Raw genomic sequence first — 22,223 nt, forward strand, 5'->3', positions numbered from 1 at the left:
CACCAGTATGTTCCAGGTCACCATTACCGCTCCGGAAGCGCCGCCACGCATCGAGTCGATCACCGACACCTCGGCCATCATCGGCAAGGGGCGGGAGTGCCAGCTGCGCCTGCCCGGCTGGAAAGTGGGTCGCGAGCACGCGCGCATCTTCCGTACCAAGGCTGGCCTCCACATCCAGGACCTCGGCCAGCTCTTCGGCACCAGCGTGAACGGCAACCGCATCCAGCAGTACGGACCGATCACGCGCGGCGACCGCATCGGCGTCGGCCCCTACACCCTCGTCATCGAGGACCGGCTCGAGACGCCATCACTCCCCATCGCCGCGCAGACCTCCGACACCGGCGACAGCCCCGCCGTGGATACACCCAGCCCGCGCAGCGTCAACGACGGCAAGGTGCCAACGCCCCAGCAGTTCTGGCGACAGCGCATCCACGAAGCCCTGCTCGATGCGATCGATCTGCGCCGGCGCGATCTCGTCCGCATGGCCGACGAGGAACTGCGCGCCGAGACCGAGGCCCTGCTCGTCGAGGTCATCGACAAGGAGTCCGCACTCCCCGACAGCATCGACCGCGACAGCCTGCTCCGCGACGTGCTCGACGAGGCGGTCGGCCTCGGTCCGCTGGAGACGCTGCTCGACGACGACACCATCACCGAGATCATGGTCAACCGCCATGACGAGATCTACCTCGAGCGCAACGGTCGGCTCGAACGCCACCCTGGCTGCTTCACCAGCGACCGCGCCGTGCTCGGCGTCATCGAACGCATCGTCGCGCCGATCGGCCGGCGCATCGACGAAGCCTCGCCCATGGTCGACGCCCGCCTCAAGGACGGCTCCCGGGTCAACGCCATCATCCCACCGCTCGCCATCAAGGGCCCGGCACTCACGATCCGCAAGTTCGGGCGCAAGGTGTTCTCGCACACCGATCTCGTCCAGCTCGGCGCCCTGAGCCCGGCCATGGCGGAGTTCATGCGCATCTGCGTGCGCCATCGCAAGAACATCCTGATCTCGGGCGGCACGGGATCGGGCAAGACGACCCTGCTCAACGTACTGTCGAACTTCATCCCCGATGGCGAACGCATCATCACGATCGAGGACGCCGCCGAACTGCGGCTCGGGCACTCGCACCTCATCAGCCTCGAGGCGCGTCCGTCCAATGCCGAGGGGCGCGGCCAGATTGCCATCCGGGATCTCGTCAAGAACGCACTGCGCATGCGTCCGGACCGTATCGTGGTCGGCGAGTGCCGTGGCGGTGAAGCGCTCGACATGCTGCAGGCGATGAACACCGGCCACGACGGCTCGCTGACCACCCTGCATGCCAACAGCCCGCGCGATGCGCTGGCCCGGCTCGAGACCCTGATCCTGATGGCCGGCATGGATCTGCCCTTGAACGCCATTCGCGACCAGATCGCCTCCGCCGTCGACATCGTCATCCAGCAGGCGCGGCTGCCCGATGGACGACGCGTGGTCACCGGCATCGTCGAGGTCAGCGGCGTCGAATCCGGCCGCATCCAGATGCAGGAGCTGTTCCGCCACGAGAAGCTCGGGCGAAACGCCGACGGACGGGTGCTCGATCGTTTCAGCGCCTGCAACGCCGTTCCCGGGTTCTACGAGGACCTGCGCGAGACCGGCGTCCCCCTCGACCTTTCCCTGTTCAACGCGGCAGACGCGCCATGAGCCTGACGCTGCTCCTGATCGTCGTTGCCGCCACCGTGGCCCTGCTGGTGTGGGCCTCGGTGGATGTCGGCACCCGAATGCTGCGGGCCTGGCGAACGCACTTCACGCGCGAAACCGGCTTCCACCTGCGCGAGTTGTTCCTGTTCGTCGACCCAGCCCGACTCTACGCACTGACCCTGGCGCTAACCGTGCTCGCCGCAGGCAGCGTGTGGCTGGTGACCGGCAGCATTGCCCTGAGCCTGGCCGTCGCCCTGCTGCTGGCCCTGTCGCCCGGCCTCGTGTTCCGCTCGCTGCGCACCCGCCGCATCGAGAAGATCGCGCAACAACTGCCCGACGCGCTGCAGATGCTCGCCGGCACCACCCGCGCCGGACTGTCGCTGCCCGCAGCGATACGACAGATCACCACCGAGCTGCGGCCTCCCCTCTCGCAGGAGTTCATGCTCCTCCAGCATGAGCAACGCCTGGGCGTCAGCCTCGACGACGCACTCGAGAGCCTTGCCCTGCGCATACCCGCCCAGCCCGTCAAACTGATGGTGTCGGCCATGCGCATTGCCCACGAGACCGGCGGCGGCCTGGCCGAAACGCTTGAGCGCACGGCCAACATGCTGCGCAGCCAGCATGCGATGGAATTGAAGATCCGCGCGCTGACAGCCCAGGGCAAGCTCCAGGCCTGGGTGGTGGGGCTGCTGCCGCTGTTCCTGCTGTGGGTCCTGAGCCGCATGGAGCCGGATGCCATGGCGCTGCTGTGGACAACCCGACTCGGCTGGGGCGTGCTGGCCGCGGTGCTGGTCATGGAACTCATCGGCGTGCTGCTCATCCGCCGCATCGTGGCCATCGACGTATGAACGCGTCTTCGTCCCTGGTCGAGATACTCGACCCCAGCTGGGTCATCGGTGCGATCGCGCTGAGCACGGGCCTCTCGGTCGCGCTCGTCGGCTGGCTGGTGTCCCGCGCCGCCGCGGCAGTTCCACCGCAGGACCGCCTCTGGCTCGACCCACCGCCAGCGGGCTACCGGATCGTGTGGTGGCCGGTGCAGTGGCTTTCACACTACCTGCAAGCACTCCTACCCGAGCGCCATGCCCAGGCCAGCCTTGCACGCCTGCGCCTGGCGGGGCTCGACTTCGCGCTCGACCCCGGCCAGTTCATCGCCGGACGCCTCGTCTGGGGGCTGCTGTGCGCCGCGTTCGCATTCTGGCAGGCCGAGACCTTCCAGCTTCCACCGGGCTGGCCGATCGTCGCAGGCTTCGCCCTTGGCTACCTCTACCCGCTGATCTGGCTGCGCGACCGCATCGATGCACGACGCCGGCAGACCTTCAAGTCCCTGCCCTTCATGCTCGACCTCATCACGTTGTGCGTCGAGTCGGGCCTCAATCTCAACAGTGCCCTCGCCCAGGCCGTTGCCAAGGGCCCCGCGGGACCGCTGCGCGACGAGTTCGCCCGCCTGCTGCGCGACATGCGCGCCGGCCGCCCACGCAGCGAAGCCCTGCGCGAACTGGCCGACCGGCTCGACATGCCGCCAGTCTCGAGCTTCGTCGCCACCCTCATCCAGGCCGAAGCGACCGGCATGAGCCTGGGCCCCATCCTGCGCGCTCAGGCCGAGCAGCGTCGCGCCGAACGCTTCGCCCGTGCCGAAAAGCTCGCCATGGAGGCGCCGGTCAAGCTGCTTTTCCCCCTGCTGTTCTTCATCTTCCCGTGCGTGTTCGCGATCCTCATGTTCCCCATTGCAATGAAGTTCCTGGCGGCCGGCCTATGACCCGGATGCCACCGCTCGACGGACTCACCTTACGCCGCGCCGAACACTGGCGCGACCGCCTGCGCGGGCTCCTGTTCTCGCCGCCGCCCGCACCGGGGCAGGCGCTGCTCATCACGCCCTGCGCTGCCGTGCACACCGCCTTCATGCGCTATCCGATCGACGTGGTGTTTCTCGACCGGCGCGGCAGCGTGCGCAAGGTCGCCCGCGCCCTGCCGCCGTGGCGCATCGCGATCTGTGTGGGCGCACGCCACACCCTCGAACTTGCCGCCGGCGAGGCGCGCCGGCTCGGGCTGACGCCCGGCCGGACGCTTCCTCGACGTCTCCTCCATCACCATCCGGGGTCAAGCCAATGAGAGTCACCGCATTGATCGCCGGCCTTGTCCTCAACGCCACTGCAGCTTCCCCAGCCCTGGCTGTCGATCCCTTCGGCATCGCCGAGCGCGGGCTCCGCAACATGCGCCCCCCGGCAACGGAGTCGGCCATCCGCAGCCTGGCCGAAGTGATCGTCATGAGCGTGCCAGACGGCACCTACACCGACGATGCGGCAGCGGGCGACCTCATCCTGTACACCCGGCCCGGCTGCGGATACTGCGTCCGCGCCATCCGACATCTGCGATCCCGGGGTACGCCCTTCGTCGAGCGGAACGTCCAGGGCAACCCCGTCGCCCATGCCGAATTCCGCCAGCTCGGGGGGCGTGGCGTACCCCTCCTTGTTGCAGGCGATCAGGTGGTGCACGGCTTCAGCGCACCGCAGTACGACCGCGTGATCGCGCAGGTGAGCGTCCCGGCATCGGCAGCCCGATCCGTCCCACCGACACGCCCCTTCAACTCCCCTGCCCGGACCTACAAGGCGGGCGACCGCCTGTTGCCGGCCTACGGCCCCCTCCACCTGCTCGGCATGCCGCAGGCGAGCGGCGTCCCGATCGGCACGCTTGCCCGCGGTACGCCGGTGATCTTCATCGGCCCGAGCCGCAACGGCTACCTCCATGTCAGCGCCGGTCAGCTCGAGGGCTGGGCCGAAGCCCGAAGCCTCGCACCCTTGCCGTGAAGCACTGCATTGCTACCGCACGATCGCGCGGCGCCACCTTGGTCGAATTCGTCATCGTCGGCCCGTTGGTGCTGTTCATCGTGCTCGTGCTCATGCAATACGCCCTGCTCTTCCACGCCCGGGGACAGCTCAACTACGCCACCTTCGAGGCGGCCCGTGCCGGCACCGTCGCCAACGCCCGGCTCGCCGCCATCCGTGCCGCCTTCGACCGCGCCATGACCGGCTACCACGGCGGCGGCACGACCACCGCCGAACTCGCCATCTCGCGAACCCGCGCGCTTGCCGAGGCACCCTTCACCCGCATCGAGATCCTCTCGCCCACCCGCGAGAGCTTCGACGACTTCCACAGCCCCGCCCTCGCCGCGCGTCTGGGTCTGTCCGCCCGCGTCATTCCCAACACCAACATCGCGCACCTCGACTGCCCGGTCGACCGCCCCGAATGCAACCGCGACCCGGCCACCAACGCCAGCGGCCAAACGCTGCAGGACGCCAACCTGCTCAAGCTGCGCATCACCTACGGCATCCCCGCCCGCAAGCAGATCCCGCTCGCAGGCCCCTTCATGGCCCGCGCGCTCGCGGTACTGAATCCGGCTGACGACGATCCCTTTCGCGCCGCGCTCGTCGCCGGCGGACGGATCCCGGTCATCACCCACACCGTCATGCGCATGCAATCGCCTGCTATCGAGGCCGGCAACCCGTCGGTCCCCGACCCAGGCAACGCCGGCACCCCGACCGATCCCGGCCCGACGCCCGAGGGTACTGGACTACCCAGATGCCCAACCACCGACCCGGCATGCACGGCGACACCCGATGTGCCGGCCCCTGAACCCAGTCCCGAGCCCGAGCCGACACCCGGTTGCAATCCCCTCATCGAACCCGGCTGCAAGCCACTCCCGCCGGCTTGCCAGGCGCCACCCGGCTGGCTCGACAGCCGTCCGGCGCCGGAACAAGCGCCGTGATCTCCGCCCGATCTCGCCATGAACCTGCTCCAGCCCCGCATCGCCATCCTGATCCTCTGCACCCTGCTCGTGCTGCCACCAGCGGCAAGCGCGGCAGCCGCGACAGGAATTGGACAGGCCAGTCCAATCGGAGGCATGTCCCCGGTCTCCACCACGCCCCTTGATCCAGACTGCCTCCCGAGCGACGGTGGTGACCCTGGGGCGAACCCCTGCGGACAGACTGCGCCGGCAAGCCAGGACGACAACGACAAGGTCGAGCAGGGGGCCGGCAACCCGATCGACGTGATCACCGGCAACAAGTACCAGCGCGAAACCGACATGCCGGCCCTGCCCGGCATCCTGGGCATCGAGATCGTGCGCCACTACAACAGCGCACAGGCCGGCCCCGACGCTCCGCTCGGCCTGCTCGGCCGCGGCTGGCGACTCTCGTATGAGACCGACCTGCATGTGATTGGGCAGCAGTTGCACATCATCCAGGCGGACGGCAGGCGGCTGGTCTTCTTCCGCGACGTTGGCGACGCGAGGCGCCATGTCGGTTCAGACCCGATGCGCGGCGTGGTGACGGCCGAGGGGTTGCCAGGGCCGCATGTCCGATACCGCTGGCGCTGGCCGGACGGGCGCACGCTCGATTTCGATGCGCGCGGCAAGCTGGTGCAGATCCAACTTCCAAGCGGGGAGTTCGTCAGCCTGACGCGCGGTCCGCAGGGCGAACTGATGAAAGTCACCGACCCGCAGGGGCGCAGCCTGAGTTTCGAGTACGCCCCTCGGGGTGCCGAAGGATTCCGCGGCGTCGTCGCGATCAGCAGCCCGCTCGGTCGCTTCACCTATGCGCATCAGAACACCCCCTCCCGACCAGGCCTGAGCAATCTTGCGGTTGCAACGCATCCGGACGGTGGCGCGCGGCGTTACCACTATGGCGCTGACCCTGGCGAAGCAACGCCGGCCTGGCCCCATCACCTGACCGGCATCAGCCTCACCGAGAAACCGACCGGCGATACGGCCAGCGCTGCCCCGAACACGCGACGGCTATCCACCTACGCCTACGACAGCAAAGGGCGTGCCGTCATGAGCGTGCGCGGCGCAGCGCGCCAACTCGACGAGGCCGGCAAAGTCGTGCCTGGCACGGGAATCGGGCAAGTCGAACTGGACTTCTCGACGCCAGGCTCGACGCTGCTCACCAACAGCCTGGGCCAGCACACCCGCTATCGTTACGCTCGCCTCGGCGGCGAAGCGCGATTGCTGGAGGCCATCGGCCCTGGCTGCGCGAGCTGCAGCGAGACCAATGTGCGCTATGGCTACGATAACCGCGGTCGGCTGGTCGAAGTCACCCGGCTGGACGCCACAGGGCGCGCGCTGGCCGCGACGGTGATCGAACGCGACGCCATGGGACGCGTCGTGCGAGAGTCGATTCTCCCCCATGCAGGCCGCAATCCCATGCCCGCGCGACTGCTCGTCCGCTACGAGTACGCCGATGACGGCGCACGACCAGTCCTTGTCGCGCGCCCAAGCGTGGTCCGCGGTCGAGAACACCAGTTGCGCTACAGCTTCAACGCGGCCGGACAGATCACCCGAGTGACCGAGCACGGCTTCAGCTCCCTTGGTGGGTCCGGGGTTCCTGCAGCGGACCCCAGCGAGGCAACGCCGATCGAACGCACGACCACCTTCACTTATACGATGATCAATGGCCGCTCCCTGCTCGCCGCCATCGATGGCCCATTGGCCAATGGTCCAGGCGCCTCGCCCGCCGACTCGGACATCGCGATCTTCCACTGGGACCCGCAGGGTTCCCAGATGATCGCGCTCACCAAACCCGGCGGCAGCCGTCACACGCTCGACTACCATCCATTGACCGGCCTGCTGCAGCGCGTGAGTAACGACGAAGGCCAGGCGACCGCGTTTTCGTACAACCCTCGTCAGCAGGTGGTCACGGCAGGTAGCGACATGCCGGGTTGGGCGCAGCCCTGGGCGCAACACTTTCGCTACGACGACCTCGGCCGCGCGGTGGCATCCTCGAATGCCACGCGGCCGGTAGAGAACTGGCTGCGCGCATGGGATGAGCACGGCCGCCTGATGTGGCACGCGAGCGCACTCGGCCTCCTCGACCATTACGCCTATGACACGGAGGGACGCCTGCTCGAGCGCAGCCGCCGCAGCGCATCCTTCGTCCAGACCGAGTCTCGCCGCTACGACGAGCAGGGGCGGCTCATCGCCGTCCGCGACAACGCCGGCCGCGGCCGCCAATGGCATTACGATGCACTCGGGCGCCTGCGATACGCCGTCGATGCTGACGGCCTCGTCCATCCGGCAGCTCGCACGCCCAGCGCCACATCCTTAGCCCCCGAGTCACCAACGCCCCCGCAGACCCTTCGCGACGACTTCGGCCGCATGGTCTGGCTGCACGGTCCGGACAGCGGAACCATCGTGCGCGAGTACGACGAAGCCGACCGGCTGGCCGCCATGCGCGACGCGCGCGGCAACCGCGCCCACTACACCTACGACACCTGGGGGCGCATCCGCTACCAGCGAATCACCGACGCCCGCACCGGCGCCACCGAAGAAACAGAGTGGCGGTATGCCGGGCGTCGTCTGGTCGAGGTCCGCCATCCCACCCAGCACGAACGCTACGAATACGACGCCCGCGGCCTGCGCAGCGCGCACATCGTCACCCTGCCCACCGCCGACGGAGCGCTGACGACGATCACCCGCTACGAGCACGACGACGCCGGTCAACTCGTCGCCACGACGCTGCCCGACGGCAGCCACCTCCGTTACGAACGCAATGGCCAGGGTCAGGTCATCGCGCTCAGGCGCGAATCCGCTGGGGCACCATGGCCAGGCTGGCTCGCGCGCGAGGAACTCATCGCCAGCGAGTTCGAGCGCGACCTCGTCGGCCTACGCCGCTATGTGACGGGCAACGGTATCGAGACCCGCTTCCAGCGGAGCCGCGAAGGCGTGCTCGCACGCGTCGTTCACCGTCATCGTCCACTGCCGCAGCACCGGGTAGCCAACCGCTTGAAGCCCTGGCCGCTCGCCCGCACGCCCGCTGAGGCAGTCGAACAGCTCTTGGGTATCGGCGACGCCCGCGCCCAATCCACCGCGACTGTCACACCTGTGGCTGATATCTCCGCGGAAAGCTCTCTGGCGAATACCGGCAACCTGCCAGGCGCCCTGGGAGATCCTGACGATCCGGCCGCACTGCTCGACCATCGTTACCTCTGGGACGTGCGCGGCAACCTGCTGCACGGCCGCCAGCGTGCCGTCGGCGGAAACGCCCAGCCCACGGCAAGCGGCCACGCCTACGATCGCGACAACCGCCTGCTCGCCTCGGTCCGGTGGCGGATGAAGGACGACACCCTCGTCGAACAGGCCGTCTGGCGATACGCCTACGACCCGTCCCAACGCCGCATCCTGAGCCAGCAGAATGTCGCCTCGCAGCGCGAACTGCAGGCCGGCACCCAGCGCAGCCATTTCGAGCCGCTAACCCACCGCGTGCTGGCTTCGCCCGACTCACCTTCACGCTACAGCACCAGCGGCCAACCCGAGCGGCTCGGGCAGCGCGACTACGAGTGGGATGCCCGCGGCCGGCTCGTTGAAGTCCGCGAGGACAGCACCGTCATCGCCCGCTACGGCTACGACCATCGCGGCCTGCGCAATACCAAGCACGCCGGCGGCCGCACAACACACACCCTCTACGACGAACACCACCAGCCCCTGGCGGAACTCGACGCGAAGGGCCGCATCCTGCGCCAATACATCTGGCTCGCCGACCTGCCAGTTGCCGTGATCGATACCCCGGAGGGCGTCGCCGCCGCCGCAGCCGACGACAGTGCCACCGCCCGTTTCTTCAGTGATCTGCAACGACTTTGGCGCAACGCCTTCGGCTCGAACGAAGGCGTCGCCTGGCTGCACGGCAACCACCTCGGCGCCCCCGAGCTCGCCACCGACGCAGACGGCCAGGTGCTCTGGCGGGCCACCTACGCCCCCTTCGGCGCCGCCACCATCGAGTCCCGCACCCTCACCCTCAACCTGCGCCTGCCCGGCCAGTACTTCGACCCCGAAACGGGCCTGCATTACAACCGCGCGCGCTACTACGACCCGGAACAGGGCCAGTACCTCAGCCCCGACCCACTCGGCACTCCGGATGGGCCGAACCCCTACGCCTACGTCGCGCACAACCCCCTCCGGTTCATCGATCCGGACGGGCTCATCCTGTTCGCGTTCGACGGTACGGACAACTCCCGTGATCGGCGCGAACTTGAGCGCCTCGGTGGCTCCCTGACGAACGTCGCGCGGTTTGTGCGACTTTATGACGATGGTCCGCGCCGCTACGTGTCCGGCGTGGGCACGCACCATTTCGAGGATGGAAACACCAACTATCTGGACGATGAATATCTGGACATCCTGCCGAACGGCCTCGGGCCGATCCCTGATCGCGGCGGCAACTTCACCGGACGCGCGCGCATCGACCGCATGTGGCGCTACTTCATCGACGAGGCCGAGGGCCATCCCGATGACGAGACCATGGACATCGACATCATGGGCTTCAGCCGTGGTGCCGCACAGGCGCGGGAGTTCGCCAGCCGGCTGGCCGCGGCCAGCATCGTGCACGATGGGGTCCGCTACCTCCGGTACACGGCCATCGACAGAGCCTCGGGCCAGAACGTCACACGCTGCCAACCGGTAAACCTGCGCTTCATGGGTTTGTTCGACACCGTCCTGAGCACCGATCTGCCTTGGGGCGCAGCCTATCGCTTGGCGATACCGGCGGAGTTTGCCCACGTGGCGCACGCCGTGGCACTCAACGAGTACCGCAGCCAGCCCTATTCGTCCGACGTGTTCGGCTACCCCTTGAATGCGGCCTTCTGGAATGCGACCCGCCGCAACCTGCCCGACGACCTGCACCAGGGCGGCTTCCCGCTCGAATCCATTGGCGCGAGCCGCTACACCCCCGGACAGGTACGCATCGAGCGCGGCTTCATCGGCGCGCACGCCGATATCGGCGGCGGCTACGAGGAGGGTGAGAACCAGTTGTCCTTCGTGGCACTGAACTGGATGGTCGAGCAGGCGCAGAAGGCGGGGGTCAATATGCGTCCCCCAGATGCCGATAGCAGCATTCCCATGGCCAACCCCATCATCCACGACCAGAGCAACACGTTACGCATCGGCGACCCGCGCGACACGCCGACGGTCTCACGCGAGGTTCAGCAGGGGGACATGACGTTCATCGAAACGGAGCGCCTGCGCGCCGAAGACCGCGAGGTGCGCGGCGCCGTCGGCGGCACTACCCAGCGCGACATGGGCTTTACCGACTTCGGTCCTGACGACCGCAGTCTGACCACGGGCGAGACGCACGACTTCATTGCCTACACCGAGCGTCCTGTGACGGGCAATCCAAGTGATACCTGGAATGCGCTCACGGGCAACCGGACAGGGCTGGTGGACATCGCTGCATACATGGGTTGGCTGTGCCAGCACGGCTATTTCGAGCAAAGCTCGGCACCTTGCGCATCTGGAGTAACACCATGACAAAGAGATCACGCTCCCCGCTGCCGTCCTCTTCCCGACGCACGCTGCTGGCGCTGAGCGCCGCCTTCCTGGCTGGCTGCCGCGGCAGCGCTCCCAGGCTAGAGCAGGCCCCACGCCCCCCTTTGAGCGCGGAGAACGAGGCGCTCAAGCGCAAGTTCCGAGGGCTCGAAGGGGGTCAGTTGCGGGTCGATTCGCTGTTCATTGTTCGTGGGTTGAACATCTTCGACGAACATGGGTGGTTGTTTTTTGCGGCGGCGAGCATGAGCCCCCCCCGCGGTAACTTCATCGGTAGCTATGGTGCGGAGTTTGGCGTGCCGAAGTTCTTGCGGGTGGAGTGGCGAGACCGCTACGTCACCGCGTACGATCCGCCGCAACCTCGGCCACCAGGTCATGTGACTGGGGCGTTTTTTGGAGGGACCGTTTTGGGCGACTACACGATCCCCGTGGCCTCCCGCATCCCCGACGCGCTGCTCGAGGAGAAACGCCGGAACGGCGGCGGGTTCCGGCTGAAGATTCGGATTCACCCCGACGGCCCACTGATTGGCTGGGATCTGGAGCGCGGGCCGGGAACAGCACCCGATGGTTCGAAGTTCCACCATGCCGGGGGCGATTTCCAGGAGGCCTACATCTACAACGGCAAGGTCCTCCGGAAGGGCTGGTACACCCACCCCAGGACCGGTGAGCGCATCGAAACGGATTTCTAAGCGAGGCAACGACATGACATCGTCGAAACACGAAGCGAGGCGAGGCATGCGACTGTCCCTTGTGACGGCAGCAGCGGCGAGCGCCGCGATCGTGCTGGCAGCTTCTGCCCATGCACAGAGCGGGAAATCCGCCGCCCCCCCGACAACCACGCAGCCTGGGGACGGAGATCACGCAAGCCAGCGCTGGCACCTGATGCCCCAGATGGAGCCGCTGCTGGCTTACCTGCGCTGCGAGGAAGTCCCGCTAAACCAGTTCGGCGAAGCCGAGCATCCCATCGAGGCGCTGTCGTTTCTCGCCGAACGTTTCCAGGCGCTCAGGGCAGGGCGCGAACTGCCACTGATTCCGCTGGAGGTATGGCCTGGCATACGGGCCCAGTTGCAGGTGTTGGCGGGATACGGCTTTTTCGGCGTAGTCCAGTTCTATCCCGCAGAGGACAGGGAGGGGCTGTTCAAGGCGCTGACGGCCGCCGGATGGGCGTTGGAGCGTGCCCCTTCGGACGACGCGGCACGGCTTCTTCCTGCGCTTGCCCTCGTCCCTGTGTACCAAGCCTCGAAGCCCATGGGCAAGCTTGTGCGCGACCTGATGTTCATGGACGCACACGTAAACCAGCTCGCAGGAACGGTAGCCGCGAATGGCCTGACCGTGATCTGCACCTACAGAAGGATGAATGACCGATGATGCGCTTCTGGCCATGTCTTTGGATCTTTGGCATCGCGGTGCTCGCACCGCCAGACGCGCGCGCGCAACAGGACGCCGCCGCGTTTGAGTGGATTGCCCGCACCAGCGAAGCCGATCCCAATCTTGGGTTGGATCTCAATGCGTCGTTCGAGCCTCGCGGTGCGGCGCTGCGACAGATCAGGGTTGACCGGAATCTTGTCAAGGTGAGCGACTTGTCGAATGGTCGCTGGGTTACCGTCCGCGCTCTGAGACACCAGATGTCGGGCACGTACTACCCTCGTGTCGCTCCGAGTTTCGACCGGCAAGCCGCTTACCTCTGGAGTTTCGACGGCGAACTGCGCATCTTCCAGTTGGGTGAGCTCGGGAGTCCGGCGCCTTTGCTCTCGCTCCAGGATCCGCGGCTGCGCGATCTCATGTACGCACAAAGTGCCGGGCGGGTGAGTGGCGACGCAGCCCATGGCTTCTGGGTGACGAACGCTTACGCGGGCAGCGCCTTGTTCATCGAGCCGGGCACGTGGGCGATACGCGAGGTTCCGGGGCTCACCTTGCCACCCGACGGAGGGAGACATCAAGCCGCCTTCAGAGCGGCGGCGTTGGGCGCAGAGGGATCATTGTGGGTTATGGAGCCGGGCTCAAGAGATATTGTCCGACGCGATTCGCACGGTGAGGAACTGACCCGGGTATCGTGGCCGTTTGCTGCCGATGTACCGGCCGGCGTGAGTCTCTACGGTGACGGAGCCCTTGAACCATCCAAGGCAGGCGTACTGGCAATCTCGAACACTCGGCTTGAACTGGCGTCCATCAACAACGCCGGCCAGATTCTATGGCGGTTGGCCGTGTGTCCATCGGGCATCGGAGCCCGTTGCGCGCAGGAGGCATCCCAGCGCGGTCAACTGTCGACGATCCAACGCGCGGTGGCAGACGAGGCGGGCCATGCCTGGGTCGCCGACAACACCCGGTCACTGTATGTCCACCGGGGAACAGGGGATCCGGAGCGCCTGTTCGGCAATCTGCCGCCGTGTCTGCCTGAGGGTTCGCCTGCGTCCGCGGGCAAGCAGCAGAGTCCTCCTTGCGTGGGAGCAAACGACCGCCTGGTTCAACTGGCTGATCACCGGTATCTCATCTACTCCCGGTCCGGCGGTTTCTCGGTGCGCCACATGATGCAGATCGAGCCGGGGCAGCCATCACGCATCAGCTTCGAATCGCTGAAAACCGGGGCGGCCGATCTCCCACGGATTGACCGTCAGGCGGTGCTGCAGAGTCTCGCTGACCAGCGGGTGTGGGGATTCGGTGAAAGGCGAAGCGGGCTGGCGGAACGGTCGGATTCGACCGAAATGGGCGTACCGACCCGTCGCGGCATCGCGACCGCCTCAAAGATGATGGGCAAGTACCTGAGCCCGCCGGGAGACGCGATCCGCACGCCAGAAGACGCAACCCTGGCCAAGCTGTTCGAACCAACCCGCCCCTTCGACCAAGGTAGCCATTCGATGGCGCGCTTCGGGGAAGACGCGGTGGTGATCAAGGACCGGCGAGTCCCGCCAACGCAACTGGCCCTCTACGACATGCGCACAGGTGAACTTCGCCAGGGCATCGAGGTTCGCGGCCTGCCGGCACCGGCGGGCTGCGGGCAAGCGCACACCGTGCTGGAGTACGTCTTCAACGACAACGTCGACACGCTGTACATGATGCGGGAATGGTCGGGCGAAATATTCGTCATCGATTCGTCCTTTACGGCAACACGTTTGGCTCGCTTGCCCCACGCAAACGCCGGCCGGTCAGCGGCGTGCGGAGCGGTGGTCGACGCCGGTGCGCGCGTTCCGATTGCTGCGCGGACACCGGGGGGAGATCTGGTGATCGCCACCGCCAATGGCGTGTTTGTCCAGCGCGGCGAAACGTTCGATCGCGTCGAGGCACCCGCGTCGGTCGTACAGTTGGTCGTTCTGAACGACGCCGAGGCACTGGTGGTCGCCAAAGGAGGTTTGGCCAAGCTCAAACTTCCCCCCAAATTTCGTCTTCCAGGAGATGGGGTATAACGCCCCGGCAAACTGGAAGGAGAAAGCGAGTTGAAGATGCCGAAACAGGAGTTCACGGCACTGGCGGTGACGCCGGCAGATGCAAGTCGAGCCACGCAGAGATCACTCGGCGACATGAGGGGAAGGCAGGCGCTGTGAAACGAAGCACGATGCCCGGAATCGACAGCGAATCGATACCCGCCGAGATCAGCTACAAGCCAGAAATTCGATGTGCTTTACGGTTGTTGACGTACCCGACGAACGCGGGCCGTAGACGTGACGATGGGGACCGAAGTCCCCACCGGCTTTTCTTTGGTAACAAGGCTCAAGCAGCCTCGGCATAGGCCTTAAGCGGCCAGTGCGAAACGCTCATCGTTGGCGTTTGTGGTTTTGCGCGGATTACGTCCGTCGCCTCTCGGGTTGCCTGCTCACCTTTGCCCGCCCTGTCGAAACCAGTACACCCCCACCCAAACGCACTCCCGAATGCCCTTGGGTGGAGGTGAGGGGAATCGAACCCCTGTCCAGAACGCCTCCAGATTGCCGGGATTACAACCATGGGCGCCATGTTACGCACTGACGGGCCGGCATTCAATGCCTTGGGGCACCGAGCCGGCCATTCAGTTGTAAGCAGGTCTGTCGTCCCGCCCCATGCTTAGCGCTTGGGCACGCGGCCCATCAGGTAGAAAGGCTCGTTGGGCGGCGTGCCGGTGAGGTGCACGAGACGGTTGCTCATTGCGAAGAAGGCGGTGATGGCGCCGATGTCCCAGATGGCCTCGTCGTCGAAGCCGTGTTCGCGCAGCGCGGCGAGATCCCCGTCCTCGATCTCGCCACCGCGCGTGGAGAGCTTGACGGCGAAGTCGAGCATGGCGCGCTGGCGCGGGGTGATCTCGGCCTTGCGGTAGTTGGTGGCGAGTTGGTCGGCGATGCGCGGGTTCTTGGCGCGGATGCGCAGCACTGCGCCGTGGGCGATGACGCAGTAGAGGCATTGGCTGGCGGCCGATGTGGCAACGACGATCATCTCGCGCTCGGCCTTGGTGAGGCCGACGTCCTTCTCCATCAGGGCGTCGTGGTAGTCGAAGAAGGCACGGAACTCCGCCGGCCGGTGAGCCAGCATCAGGAACACATTGGGCACGAATCCGGCCTTTTCCTGCACGGCGAGGATGCGGCTGCGAACGTCCTCGGGCACGTCGGCGAGGTCGGGAATGGCGAAGCGGCTGATACGGTCGGTCATGTGAAACGTCTCCTCAGTGATGTCGATATGCGGCGGCGGGCAGCATGCCGCCACGGAACTGAACTGCGTCAGCGATTGACGTCGACCACGACACGACCACGCACCTTGCCTTCGAGCAGTGCAGCAGCGGTGTCGATGGTCTCGCCCAAGCCGATTTCACGGGTCATCAATGCCAGCTTCGCGGGATCGAGGTCGCGCGCGAGGCGGCTCCAGGCCTCGATGCGTTCCTCGCGCGGCGCCATCACGCTGTCGATGCCCACCAGTGTCACGCCACGCAGGATGAAAGGCGCGACCGTGGCCGGCAGGTCCATGCCCTGCGCGAGGCCGCAGGCCGCGACCGTGCCGCGATACCTGGTGCTTGCGCATACGTTGGCGAGCGTGTGGCTGCCGACGGTGTCGACCGCCCCCGCCCAGCGTTCGCGTGCCAGCGGCTTGCCCGGCGCGGCGAACTGGGCACGATCGAGGATCTCGGTCGCACCGAGCGCCTTGAGGTAATCCGCTTCGTCAGGACGCCCGGTCGACGCCACGACGGTGTAACCGAGCCCCGCGAGCACCGCCACGGCGACGCTGCCGACACCGCCGTTCGCGCCGGTCACCAGCACCTCGCCCTTGTCGGGCGTCACGCCCTGGCGCTCGAGCGCCATGACGCACAGCATCGCGGTGTAACCGGCCGTGCCGATGGCCATCGCCTCCCGCGGCGTGAAGGCCGCGGGCAGGGGTACGAGCCATTCGCCCTTGAGCCGCGCACGTTGCGCCAGGCCGCCCCAGTGGCCCTCGCCCACGCCCCAGCCGTTGAGCAGCACACGATCGCCCACCGCAATGCCCGGGTGGCTGCTCGCCTCGACCGTGCCCGCGAGGTCGATACCCGGCACCATCGGGAACTTGCGCACGACCGGCCCCTTGCCGGTGATCGCCAGTCCGTCCTTGTAGTTGAGGGTCGAGTACTCGACCTTCACCGTGACGTCACCCTCGGGCAGCGCCGCATCGTCCAGCTCGCGCAGGCTGGCGCGGTAGCCGGCATCGTCCTTCTCGATCAAGACCGCATTGAACATCGTGTCCTCCTCCGTGGCCCCGGGGCCGCATGTAAATATTGGCAGGAAGATGGTAACCGATGCGCGGGACACGAGACGGGACTGGGCCGAAGCCCCCGTCTCGGGTGATAATGGCGGACTGCCGAACTTACGGACTGGAAGTGATGAAGCGCGTTGACGATTTTCGCCTGAAACTCGGATCACACGAGTTGGTACCGATCATGGTCGGAGGCATGGGTGTCGATATCTCGACCTCCGATCTCGCCCTGGAAGCTGCTCGCCTGGGCGGCGTCGGGCACATTTCGGACGCAATGCTGCCGACCGTGTCGGACCGTCGCTACAACACCAAGTACGTCAAGAACAAGCTGCAGCAGTACAAGTTCAACGTCGCCAACACCGACAAATCGGTGGTGCAGTTCGACCTGGGGCTGATCGCCGAAGCCACGGCCACCCATGTCAGCCGCACGATGGAGCGCAAGCGCGGCTCGGGCCAGGTGTTCATCAACTGCATGGAAAAGCTGACCATGAACGCCCCGAAGGAGACGCTTCGGGTGCGCCTGCGGGCAGCCATGGACAATGGCATCGACGGCATCACGCTCGCCGCGGGCCTGCACCTGGGTTCATTCGCGCTCATCGAGAACCATCCCCGCTTCCGCGACGTCAAGCTCGGCATCATCGTCAGTTCGCTGCGCGCGCTGCAGCTCTTCCTGAAGAAGAGTGCCCGCACCGGTCGCCTGCCCGACTACGTCGTGGTCGAAGGCCCACTGGCCGGCGGTCACCTGGGCTTCGGCCTGGACTGGGCGCAGTACGACCTCGCCACCATCGTGGCCGAGATTCGTGACTGGCTGAAGGAACAGCAACTCGACATCCCGTTGATCCCGGCCGGCGGCATCTTCACCGGCACCGACGCGGTGAATTTCCTCGAAATGGGTGCGGCAGCCGTGCAGGTCGCCACACGCTTCACGGTGGCCGCAGAATGTGGCCTTCCCGCCGAAGTGCAACAGCATTACTTCAAGGCCAGCGAGAACGAGATCGAGGTCAACCAGATCTCACCGACCGGCTATCCGATGCGGATGCTCAAGAGCAGCCCGGCGATCGGCAGCGGCATCCGCCCCAACTGCGAGGCCTACGGCTATCTGCTCGACGCCAGCGGTAACTGCCAGTACATCGAGGCCTACAACCGCGAGGTGGCCGCGCACCCGGACGCCAAGAAGATCAAGGTGTTCGACAAGACCTGCCTGTGCACCCACATGCGCAACTTCGACTGCTGGACCTGTGGGCACTACACCTATCGGCTCAAGGACACCACGGTGCGCGAGGAGAACGGCGATTACCGCATCCTGTCGGCTGAGCACATCTTCCGCGACTACCAGTTCAGCACCGACAACAAGATCGCTTTGCCGGCCTGAGCACTGCAAAGCAAAAGGGCGGCCCCGCGGGGCCGCCTTTTTTCGTCCGTAGCGCGGGGACGCCTTCAGAATGTGTGGCGTTCGATCAGCTCGACCTTGTAGCCGTCCGGGTCCTCGACGAAGGCGATCACCGTGGTGCCATGCTTCATCGGCCCTGCCTCGCGCACGACCTTGCCGCCCCGCGCACGGATCTCGTCACAGGCCTTCTTCGCGTCCGGCACCTCGAGCGCGACGTGCCCGTAGGCGGTGCCGAGTTCGTACTTGTCCACGCCCCAGTTGTAGGTCAGCTCCAGCACGGCACCGTCCTGTTCATCCTGATAGCCGACGAAGGCCAGCGTGAACTTGCCGTCCGGATAGTCGTGGCGGCGCAGCAGGCGCATGCCCAGCACCTCGGTGTAGAACGCGATCGAGCGCTCCAGATCGCCAACACGCAGCATGGTGTGAAGGATTCGCATGGTCAGTCTTCCTTAGTGTTCGATTCGCCGCCTCCGGCAAATCCTCAGTCTTCCGAATCGATGAAACCGGTGTCGGCCGCCTCGGCTGCACCGATCACCGGCAGGGTCAGCGCAGCAGCCCGCAACTGTGCCCGCGCATCACGCCAGGCCGGGTAGACCGACTCCACCACAGCCCAGAAGCGCGGAGAGTGGTTCATCTCGCGCAGGTGCGCAACCTCATGCGCGACCACGTAGTCGATCAGCTCCGGCACCAGATGGATCAGCCGCCAGTGCAAGCGAATGCCCGACAGGCTGCTGCAGCTTCCCCAGCGCGTGCGGGCACTCGACAACCGGACCGGTGGAACCGGCAGGCCCAGGCGATGGCAGAACTCCTCCACCCGACCGCGATACCAGACCAGTGCGCGCGCCTGCAGGGCCTTGCGCACCGCTAGCGTGGCATCGACTGCCGACGGCAGATGCAGTTCCTCGACCCCATCCGCCGCAAGCCGCCATTGAGCGCGGCGCGCATCGACGTACCGCAGGCGCAAGGGCCGACCGAACAGCGGCAGCTCCACCCCGTCGGCCGGCACCAGCGTCGGCGCCTGCGGTCTGGCGGCCGAACGCCGCAAGCGATCGAGCAACCACGCCCCGTGCCCGCGCACGAAACGCTCGACCTCGGCGAGCGGCGCACGCAAGGGCACGGATACGCGTGCGCCCCGATGGTCGACCTGCAAGGCGAAGGAACGTCGCGCCGAGCGCCGCAGCACCAACTGGATCCGCGTGCCCCCGATGTCGACGTGATGCGGCTCCTCGGTCGCCGACGTCCCGGCCCTGCGCACGAGGCTCAAGCCTTTTCCTGCCACTCCAGGCCACGCACATCCATGTCGGCCCGGATTCGCGCCATGGCCTCGGCCACGCGCGCGGCCTTGCCCTTCACGCCCAACTCCAACGACCGGCGCTGCCCTTCGGTCGCCAGCGTGGGCAGGCTGAAGAGCGTGGTGTCCGGAAAATCCGCCGTAATCTGGCGCATCAGTCCGATCAGCTGACCTTCGTAGGCATCCCATACGGTGATGGCCTGCTCGACGTAATCCTCGGCGTGATGCAGGTGCGCGTACTTCGTGTCGAGCACCCATTCCACCATCGGCCACGCCATGACCGGAAAGCCGGGCGTGAAGTAATGCTGTTGGATGGAGAAACCCGGGATGCGGTTGTAGCTGTTCGGGATGATCTCGCTGCCGACCGGGTAGACGCCCATCTGCAAGCGCTCGGGGGTGATCTCGTCACCGAAGCGGGCCCGGATCTCGGCCTCTGCCTCGGGGTGCAGCGCCAGTTCGAGACCGAGCGCCGCACCGGCCGCCTCGCGCGTCCGATCGTCCGGCGTGGCACCGATGCCGCCGAAGCTGAAGACAACGTCGTCAGTGGCGAAGGTCTGGCGCAAGGTCTCGGTCAGGCTTCGAAAATCATCACCGCAGTATCGCGCCCACGAGAGCTTGAGACCGCGTGCGCCCAGCAGTTCGATGAGCTTGACGAGATGTTTGTCGCTGCGGCGGCCGGACAGGATCTCGTCGCCGATGATCAGGGCACCAAAGTTCATTGGGTCGTCTGCGGAGGGTTGCGAGGCTCGGCATCGAGCAGCGTCACGCCACGCACCTGACGGTCGTGGCGCAGGCGCTCGAGGAGGTAATGGACGAACGCCAGGCCCGCATAGGCTGGCGCGACGAGATTGACCACCGGCACGTAGGCGAGCAGTGCGCTACCACCGCCCAGCAGCAGCATCTGCGGACGCCAGTCGCGACGCAGGCGGTTCAGCTCCTCTGGATCGGCGTGGAGCATAAGTGCGTCGTAGCCGAAGGCGCGCTGGTTCAGCCAGCCGGTCAGCACGACCGAAGCAAGCAAGCCCACGCCGGGGATCAACCAGAAAGGCAGTGACAGGATCAGGAGAACGATGAAGAGCACGCCCGCCACGACCGAGTTCAGCGCGCTGCCCAGGTTCGATCCGCCACGCCGCTGCACCAGGTCCGCATAATCACTCCGCCCCACCCGTTCGAGCATCAGTGGCAGCGCAATCGCCGCGACGATGAGCGCAGCCGTGACGTAGACCAGGGGCACGAAAGCCAGCGCAACGGCGATCTTGATCAGCACCAGGGTAACCGCGGCAGCGGCGTCCGACGTCGAAATCCAACTGCCGACGAAACTCCATCCCCCTACCCAGGCGAAGATCCAGTCGGTGACCGGCACCCAAGCCACGATGGCGACGACTGTCCACACCAACATCGACACCAGACCTGGCCATACCAGATGCCAGAAGATGTCGCGGCGGAAAAGACTTCGCGTGGCACGACCAAAGGCAACGAGGATGTCCTTCATCGCGGGCGCAAGCTCAACGCGGCATGCCGGGCAGGCCGCCCGGCATCATGCCCTTCATCGCACGCATCATCTTGTGCATGCCCCCCTTCGAGAACTGCTTCATGACCTTCTGCGTCTGCTCGAACTGGTTCAGCAGGCGATTGACTTCCTGCACGGTCACGCCCGCGCCGGCGGCAATCCGCCGCTTGCGGCTGGCCTTCAGGAGTTCGGGCTTGGCACGCTCGAGCGGCGTCATCGAGTTGATGATGCCCTCGATGCGGCCGATGGCCTTCTCTTCGGCGCCCCCCTGCAGCTGGCCGGCCGCCTGGGCAAACTGGGCCGGCAGCTTGTCCATCATCGACGCGAGGCCACCCATCTTGCGCATCTGGGCAATCTGCTCCTTGAAGTCGTTGAGGTCGAAGCCCTTGCCACTCTTGAGCTTCTGCGCGAAAACCCGCGCCTTCTCCTCATCGACCCCCCGACGCGCCTCCTCCACCAGGCCCAGAATGTCACCCATGCCCAGGATGCGGCTGGCCATGCGGTCGGGGTGGAAGGGCTCGAGCCCGGACAGCTTCTCGCCGACACCGGCGAACTTCAGCGGTTTTCCGGTGACATGACGCACAGACAGCGCCGCACCGCCGCGCGAGTCGCCGTCGAGCTTGGTCAGCACCACGCCGGTCAGCGGCAGTGCGTCATTGAAGGCACGCGCCGTATTCACCGCATCCTGACCCAGCATCGCATCGACCACGAACAGGGTCTCGATCGGCGCCACCGCGGCGTGCAGGTTCTTGATCTCGGCCATCATCGCTTCGTCGATGGCAAGACGGCCCGCGGTGTCGACCAGCAGCACATCGACGTGGTGCTTCCGCGCATAGTCCAGCGCCGCCCGCGCGATATCGACCGGCTGCTGACCGACTGCGGACGGGAAGAACTCCACGCCCGCCTGCGCCGCCACCGTCTTCAACTGCTCGATTGCCGCCGGCCGATACACGTCGGTCGAGACCACCAGTACCTTCTTCTTCTGCTGCTCGTGCAGCAGTTTGGCGAGCTTGCCCGTGGTGGTGGTCTTGCCCGCGCCCTGCAGGCCGGCCATCAGCACGACGGCCGGCGGCTGGGTGGCGAGGTTCAGTCCCTCATGGACCGTGCCCATCAGGTTTCGCAGTTCGTCGTGCACCACGCCGACCAGCGCCTGTCCCGGGGTCAGCGAGCCAATGACCTCCTGGCCGACGGCCTTCTCCTTGACCCTGGCGATGAAATCCTTCACCACCGGCAAGGCAACGTCAGCCTCCAGCAGCGCCATGCGCACCTCGCGCATCGCCTCCTGGATATTGTCTTCCGTCAGGCGCGCCTGACCGCGCAAGGTCTTGACGACCTTCGACAGGCGCTGGGTGAGATTATCGAGCATGTGCGAGAGAG

The 22,223-nt window shown here is 66.3% G+C and carries 18 protein-coding genes and 1 other RNA gene; 11 read left to right on the forward strand and 8 right to left on the reverse strand.

Features of this window, described 5'->3' with window-relative positions:
• Positions 1 to 7 precede the first annotated feature (7 nt).
• Genes AC731_RS10750 through AC731_RS10795 form a run of 10 tightly spaced genes read left to right on the forward strand, consistent with a single transcriptional unit; the run spans position 8 to position 14,377 of the window.
• Positions 8 to 1,675: an ATPase, T2SS/T4P/T4SS family gene (locus tag AC731_RS10750; protein ID WP_048705966.1), complete on the forward strand. Its 1,668-nt coding sequence runs from the start codon at positions 8 to 10 to the stop codon at positions 1,673 to 1,675.
• A complete protein-coding gene (locus tag AC731_RS10755; protein ID WP_048705968.1) occupies positions 1,672 to 2,520 on the forward strand; it encodes a type II secretion system F family protein in 849 nt (282 codons plus the stop codon). Before AC731_RS10750 ends, AC731_RS10755 begins: the two co-directional genes overlap by 4 nt.
• The gene (locus tag AC731_RS10760; protein WP_048705970.1) at positions 2,517 to 3,428 is read left to right on the forward strand and encodes a type II secretion system F family protein; all 912 of its coding nucleotides are present in this window, start codon (positions 2,517 to 2,519) and stop codon (positions 3,426 to 3,428) included. Before AC731_RS10755 ends, AC731_RS10760 begins: the two co-directional genes overlap by 4 nt.
• Entirely contained in the window at positions 3,425 to 3,781 is a 357-nt protein-coding gene (locus AC731_RS10765) for a DUF192 domain-containing protein (RefSeq protein WP_237266518.1), read from the forward strand. The genes AC731_RS10760 and AC731_RS10765 overlap by 4 nt, the downstream gene beginning before the upstream one ends.
• Positions 3,778 to 4,476, forward strand: a complete 699-nt coding sequence (locus AC731_RS10770) for a glutaredoxin family protein (RefSeq protein WP_082794306.1) — start codon at positions 3,778 to 3,780, stop codon at positions 4,474 to 4,476. Before AC731_RS10765 ends, AC731_RS10770 begins: the two co-directional genes overlap by 4 nt.
• A complete protein-coding gene (locus AC731_RS10775) occupies positions 4,473 to 5,435 on the forward strand; it encodes a TadE family protein (protein ID WP_048705974.1) in 963 nt (320 codons plus the stop codon). The genes AC731_RS10770 and AC731_RS10775 overlap by 4 nt, the downstream gene beginning before the upstream one ends.
• Before the next feature lie 18 nt (positions 5,436 to 5,453).
• On the forward strand, positions 5,454 to 10,961 hold the full coding sequence (locus tag AC731_RS10780; protein ID WP_048705977.1) for an RHS repeat-associated core domain-containing protein: 5,508 nt from the start codon (positions 5,454 to 5,456) through the stop codon (positions 10,959 to 10,961).
• The gene (locus AC731_RS10785; protein WP_237266519.1) at positions 10,958 to 11,665 is read left to right on the forward strand and encodes a hypothetical protein; all 708 of its coding nucleotides are present in this window, start codon (positions 10,958 to 10,960) and stop codon (positions 11,663 to 11,665) included. Before AC731_RS10780 ends, AC731_RS10785 begins: the two co-directional genes overlap by 4 nt.
• A gap of 46 nt (positions 11,666 to 11,711) precedes the next feature.
• On the forward strand, positions 11,712 to 12,344 hold the full coding sequence (locus AC731_RS10790; protein WP_156480703.1) for a hypothetical protein: 633 nt from the start codon (positions 11,712 to 11,714) through the stop codon (positions 12,342 to 12,344).
• On the forward strand, positions 12,341 to 14,377 hold the full coding sequence (locus AC731_RS10795) for a hypothetical protein (protein ID WP_048705981.1): 2,037 nt from the start codon (positions 12,341 to 12,343) through the stop codon (positions 14,375 to 14,377). Before AC731_RS10790 ends, AC731_RS10795 begins: the two co-directional genes overlap by 4 nt.
• A 256-nt stretch (positions 14,378 to 14,633) precedes the next feature.
• On the opposite strand, the gene ssrA is transcribed toward AC731_RS10795, so the two are convergent.
• The 3 genes from ssrA to acuI form a co-directional block, all read right to left on the reverse strand.
• Positions 14,634 to 14,961: a transfer-messenger RNA gene (ssrA, locus tag AC731_RS10800) on the reverse strand.
• Positions 14,962 to 15,008: 47 nt separating this feature from the next.
• On the reverse strand, positions 15,009 to 15,587 hold the full coding sequence (locus AC731_RS10805) for a peroxidase-related enzyme (protein ID WP_004261052.1): 579 nt from the start codon (positions 15,585 to 15,587) through the stop codon (positions 15,009 to 15,011).
• 68 nt (positions 15,588 to 15,655) lie between these two features.
• Positions 15,656 to 16,639, reverse strand: coding sequence for an acrylyl-CoA reductase (NADPH) (gene acuI, locus AC731_RS10810; RefSeq protein WP_048705984.1), 984 nt, complete (start codon positions 16,637 to 16,639; stop codon positions 15,656 to 15,658).
• Positions 16,640 to 16,782: 143 nt separating this feature from the next.
• Here acuI and AC731_RS10815 point away from each other — a divergent pair, with 143 nt between their 5' ends.
• Positions 16,783 to 18,027: a nitronate monooxygenase gene (locus AC731_RS10815; protein ID WP_048705986.1), complete on the forward strand. Its 1,245-nt coding sequence runs from the start codon at positions 16,783 to 16,785 to the stop codon at positions 18,025 to 18,027.
• 65 nt (positions 18,028 to 18,092) lie between these two features.
• On the opposite strand, the gene gloA is transcribed toward AC731_RS10815, so the two are convergent.
• The 5 genes from gloA to ffh are packed head-to-tail and all read right to left on the reverse strand — an operon-like array spanning position 18,093 to position 22,212.
• On the reverse strand, positions 18,093 to 18,482 hold the full coding sequence (gene gloA / locus AC731_RS10820) for a lactoylglutathione lyase (protein ID WP_004261063.1): 390 nt from the start codon (positions 18,480 to 18,482) through the stop codon (positions 18,093 to 18,095).
• 44 nt (positions 18,483 to 18,526) lie between these two features.
• Positions 18,527 to 19,309 carry a M48 family metallopeptidase gene (locus AC731_RS10825; protein WP_004261067.1) on the reverse strand — a complete coding sequence of 261 codons (783 nt, stop codon included), beginning with the start codon at positions 19,307 to 19,309 and terminating at the stop codon, positions 18,527 to 18,529.
• Positions 19,306 to 20,055, reverse strand: coding sequence for a competence/damage-inducible protein A (locus tag AC731_RS10830; RefSeq protein WP_048705988.1), 750 nt, complete (start codon positions 20,053 to 20,055; stop codon positions 19,306 to 19,308). Before AC731_RS10830 ends, AC731_RS10825 begins: the two co-directional genes overlap by 4 nt.
• Entirely contained in the window at positions 20,052 to 20,828 is a 777-nt protein-coding gene (locus AC731_RS10835) for an EI24 domain-containing protein (RefSeq protein WP_048705991.1), read from the reverse strand. Before AC731_RS10835 ends, AC731_RS10830 begins: the two co-directional genes overlap by 4 nt.
• 13 nt (positions 20,829 to 20,841) lie before the next feature.
• Positions 20,842 to 22,212: a signal recognition particle protein gene (gene ffh / locus AC731_RS10840; protein ID WP_004261078.1), complete on the reverse strand. Its 1,371-nt coding sequence runs from the start codon at positions 22,210 to 22,212 to the stop codon at positions 20,842 to 20,844.
• Positions 22,213 to 22,223: the final 11 nt, after the last annotated feature.

The sequence above is a fragment of the Thauera humireducens genome (genome assembly GCF_001051995.2).
GTDB lineage: Bacteria > Pseudomonadota > Gammaproteobacteria > Burkholderiales > Rhodocyclaceae > Thauera > Thauera humireducens.

Excerpts from the sequence above, each read along its gene's own strand:
- acuI (WP_048705984.1), bottom strand. The coding sequence starts at position 16,639 with ATGTTCAATGCGGTCTTGATCGAGAAGGACGATGCCGGCTACCGCGCC.
- AC731_RS10760 (WP_048705970.1), top strand. The coding sequence starts at position 2,517 with ATGAACGCGTCTTCGTCCCTGGTCGAGATACTCGACCCCAGCTGGGTC.
- AC731_RS10770 (WP_082794306.1), top strand. The coding sequence starts at position 3,778 with ATGAGAGTCACCGCATTGATCGCCGGCCTTGTCCTCAACGCCACTGCA.
- gloA (WP_004261063.1), bottom strand. The coding sequence starts at position 18,482 with ATGCGAATCCTTCACACCATGCTGCGTGTTGGCGATCTGGAGCGCTCG.
- AC731_RS10835 (WP_048705991.1), bottom strand. The coding sequence starts at position 20,828 with ATGAAGGACATCCTCGTTGCCTTTGGTCGTGCCACGCGAAGTCTTTTC.
- AC731_RS10790 (WP_156480703.1), top strand. The coding sequence starts at position 11,712 with ATGCGACTGTCCCTTGTGACGGCAGCAGCGGCGAGCGCCGCGATCGTG.
- AC731_RS10750 (WP_048705966.1), top strand. The coding sequence starts at position 8 with ATGTTCCAGGTCACCATTACCGCTCCGGAAGCGCCGCCACGCATCGAG.
- AC731_RS10765 (WP_237266518.1), top strand. The coding sequence starts at position 3,425 with ATGACCCGGATGCCACCGCTCGACGGACTCACCTTACGCCGCGCCGAA.
- AC731_RS10830 (WP_048705988.1), bottom strand. The coding sequence starts at position 20,055 with ATGAACTTTGGTGCCCTGATCATCGGCGACGAGATCCTGTCCGGCCGC.
- AC731_RS10755 (WP_048705968.1), top strand. The coding sequence starts at position 1,672 with ATGAGCCTGACGCTGCTCCTGATCGTCGTTGCCGCCACCGTGGCCCTG.
- AC731_RS10785 (WP_237266519.1), top strand. The coding sequence starts at position 10,958 with ATGACAAAGAGATCACGCTCCCCGCTGCCGTCCTCTTCCCGACGCACG.
- ffh (WP_004261078.1), bottom strand. The coding sequence starts at position 22,212 with ATGCTCGATAATCTCACCCAGCGCCTGTCGAAGGTCGTCAAGACCTTG.
- AC731_RS10805 (WP_004261052.1), bottom strand. The coding sequence starts at position 15,587 with ATGACCGACCGTATCAGCCGCTTCGCCATTCCCGACCTCGCCGACGTG.
- AC731_RS10780 (WP_048705977.1), top strand. The coding sequence starts at position 5,454 with ATGAACCTGCTCCAGCCCCGCATCGCCATCCTGATCCTCTGCACCCTG.
- AC731_RS10795 (WP_048705981.1), top strand. The coding sequence starts at position 12,341 with ATGATGCGCTTCTGGCCATGTCTTTGGATCTTTGGCATCGCGGTGCTC.
- AC731_RS10815 (WP_048705986.1), top strand. The coding sequence starts at position 16,783 with ATGAAGCGCGTTGACGATTTTCGCCTGAAACTCGGATCACACGAGTTG.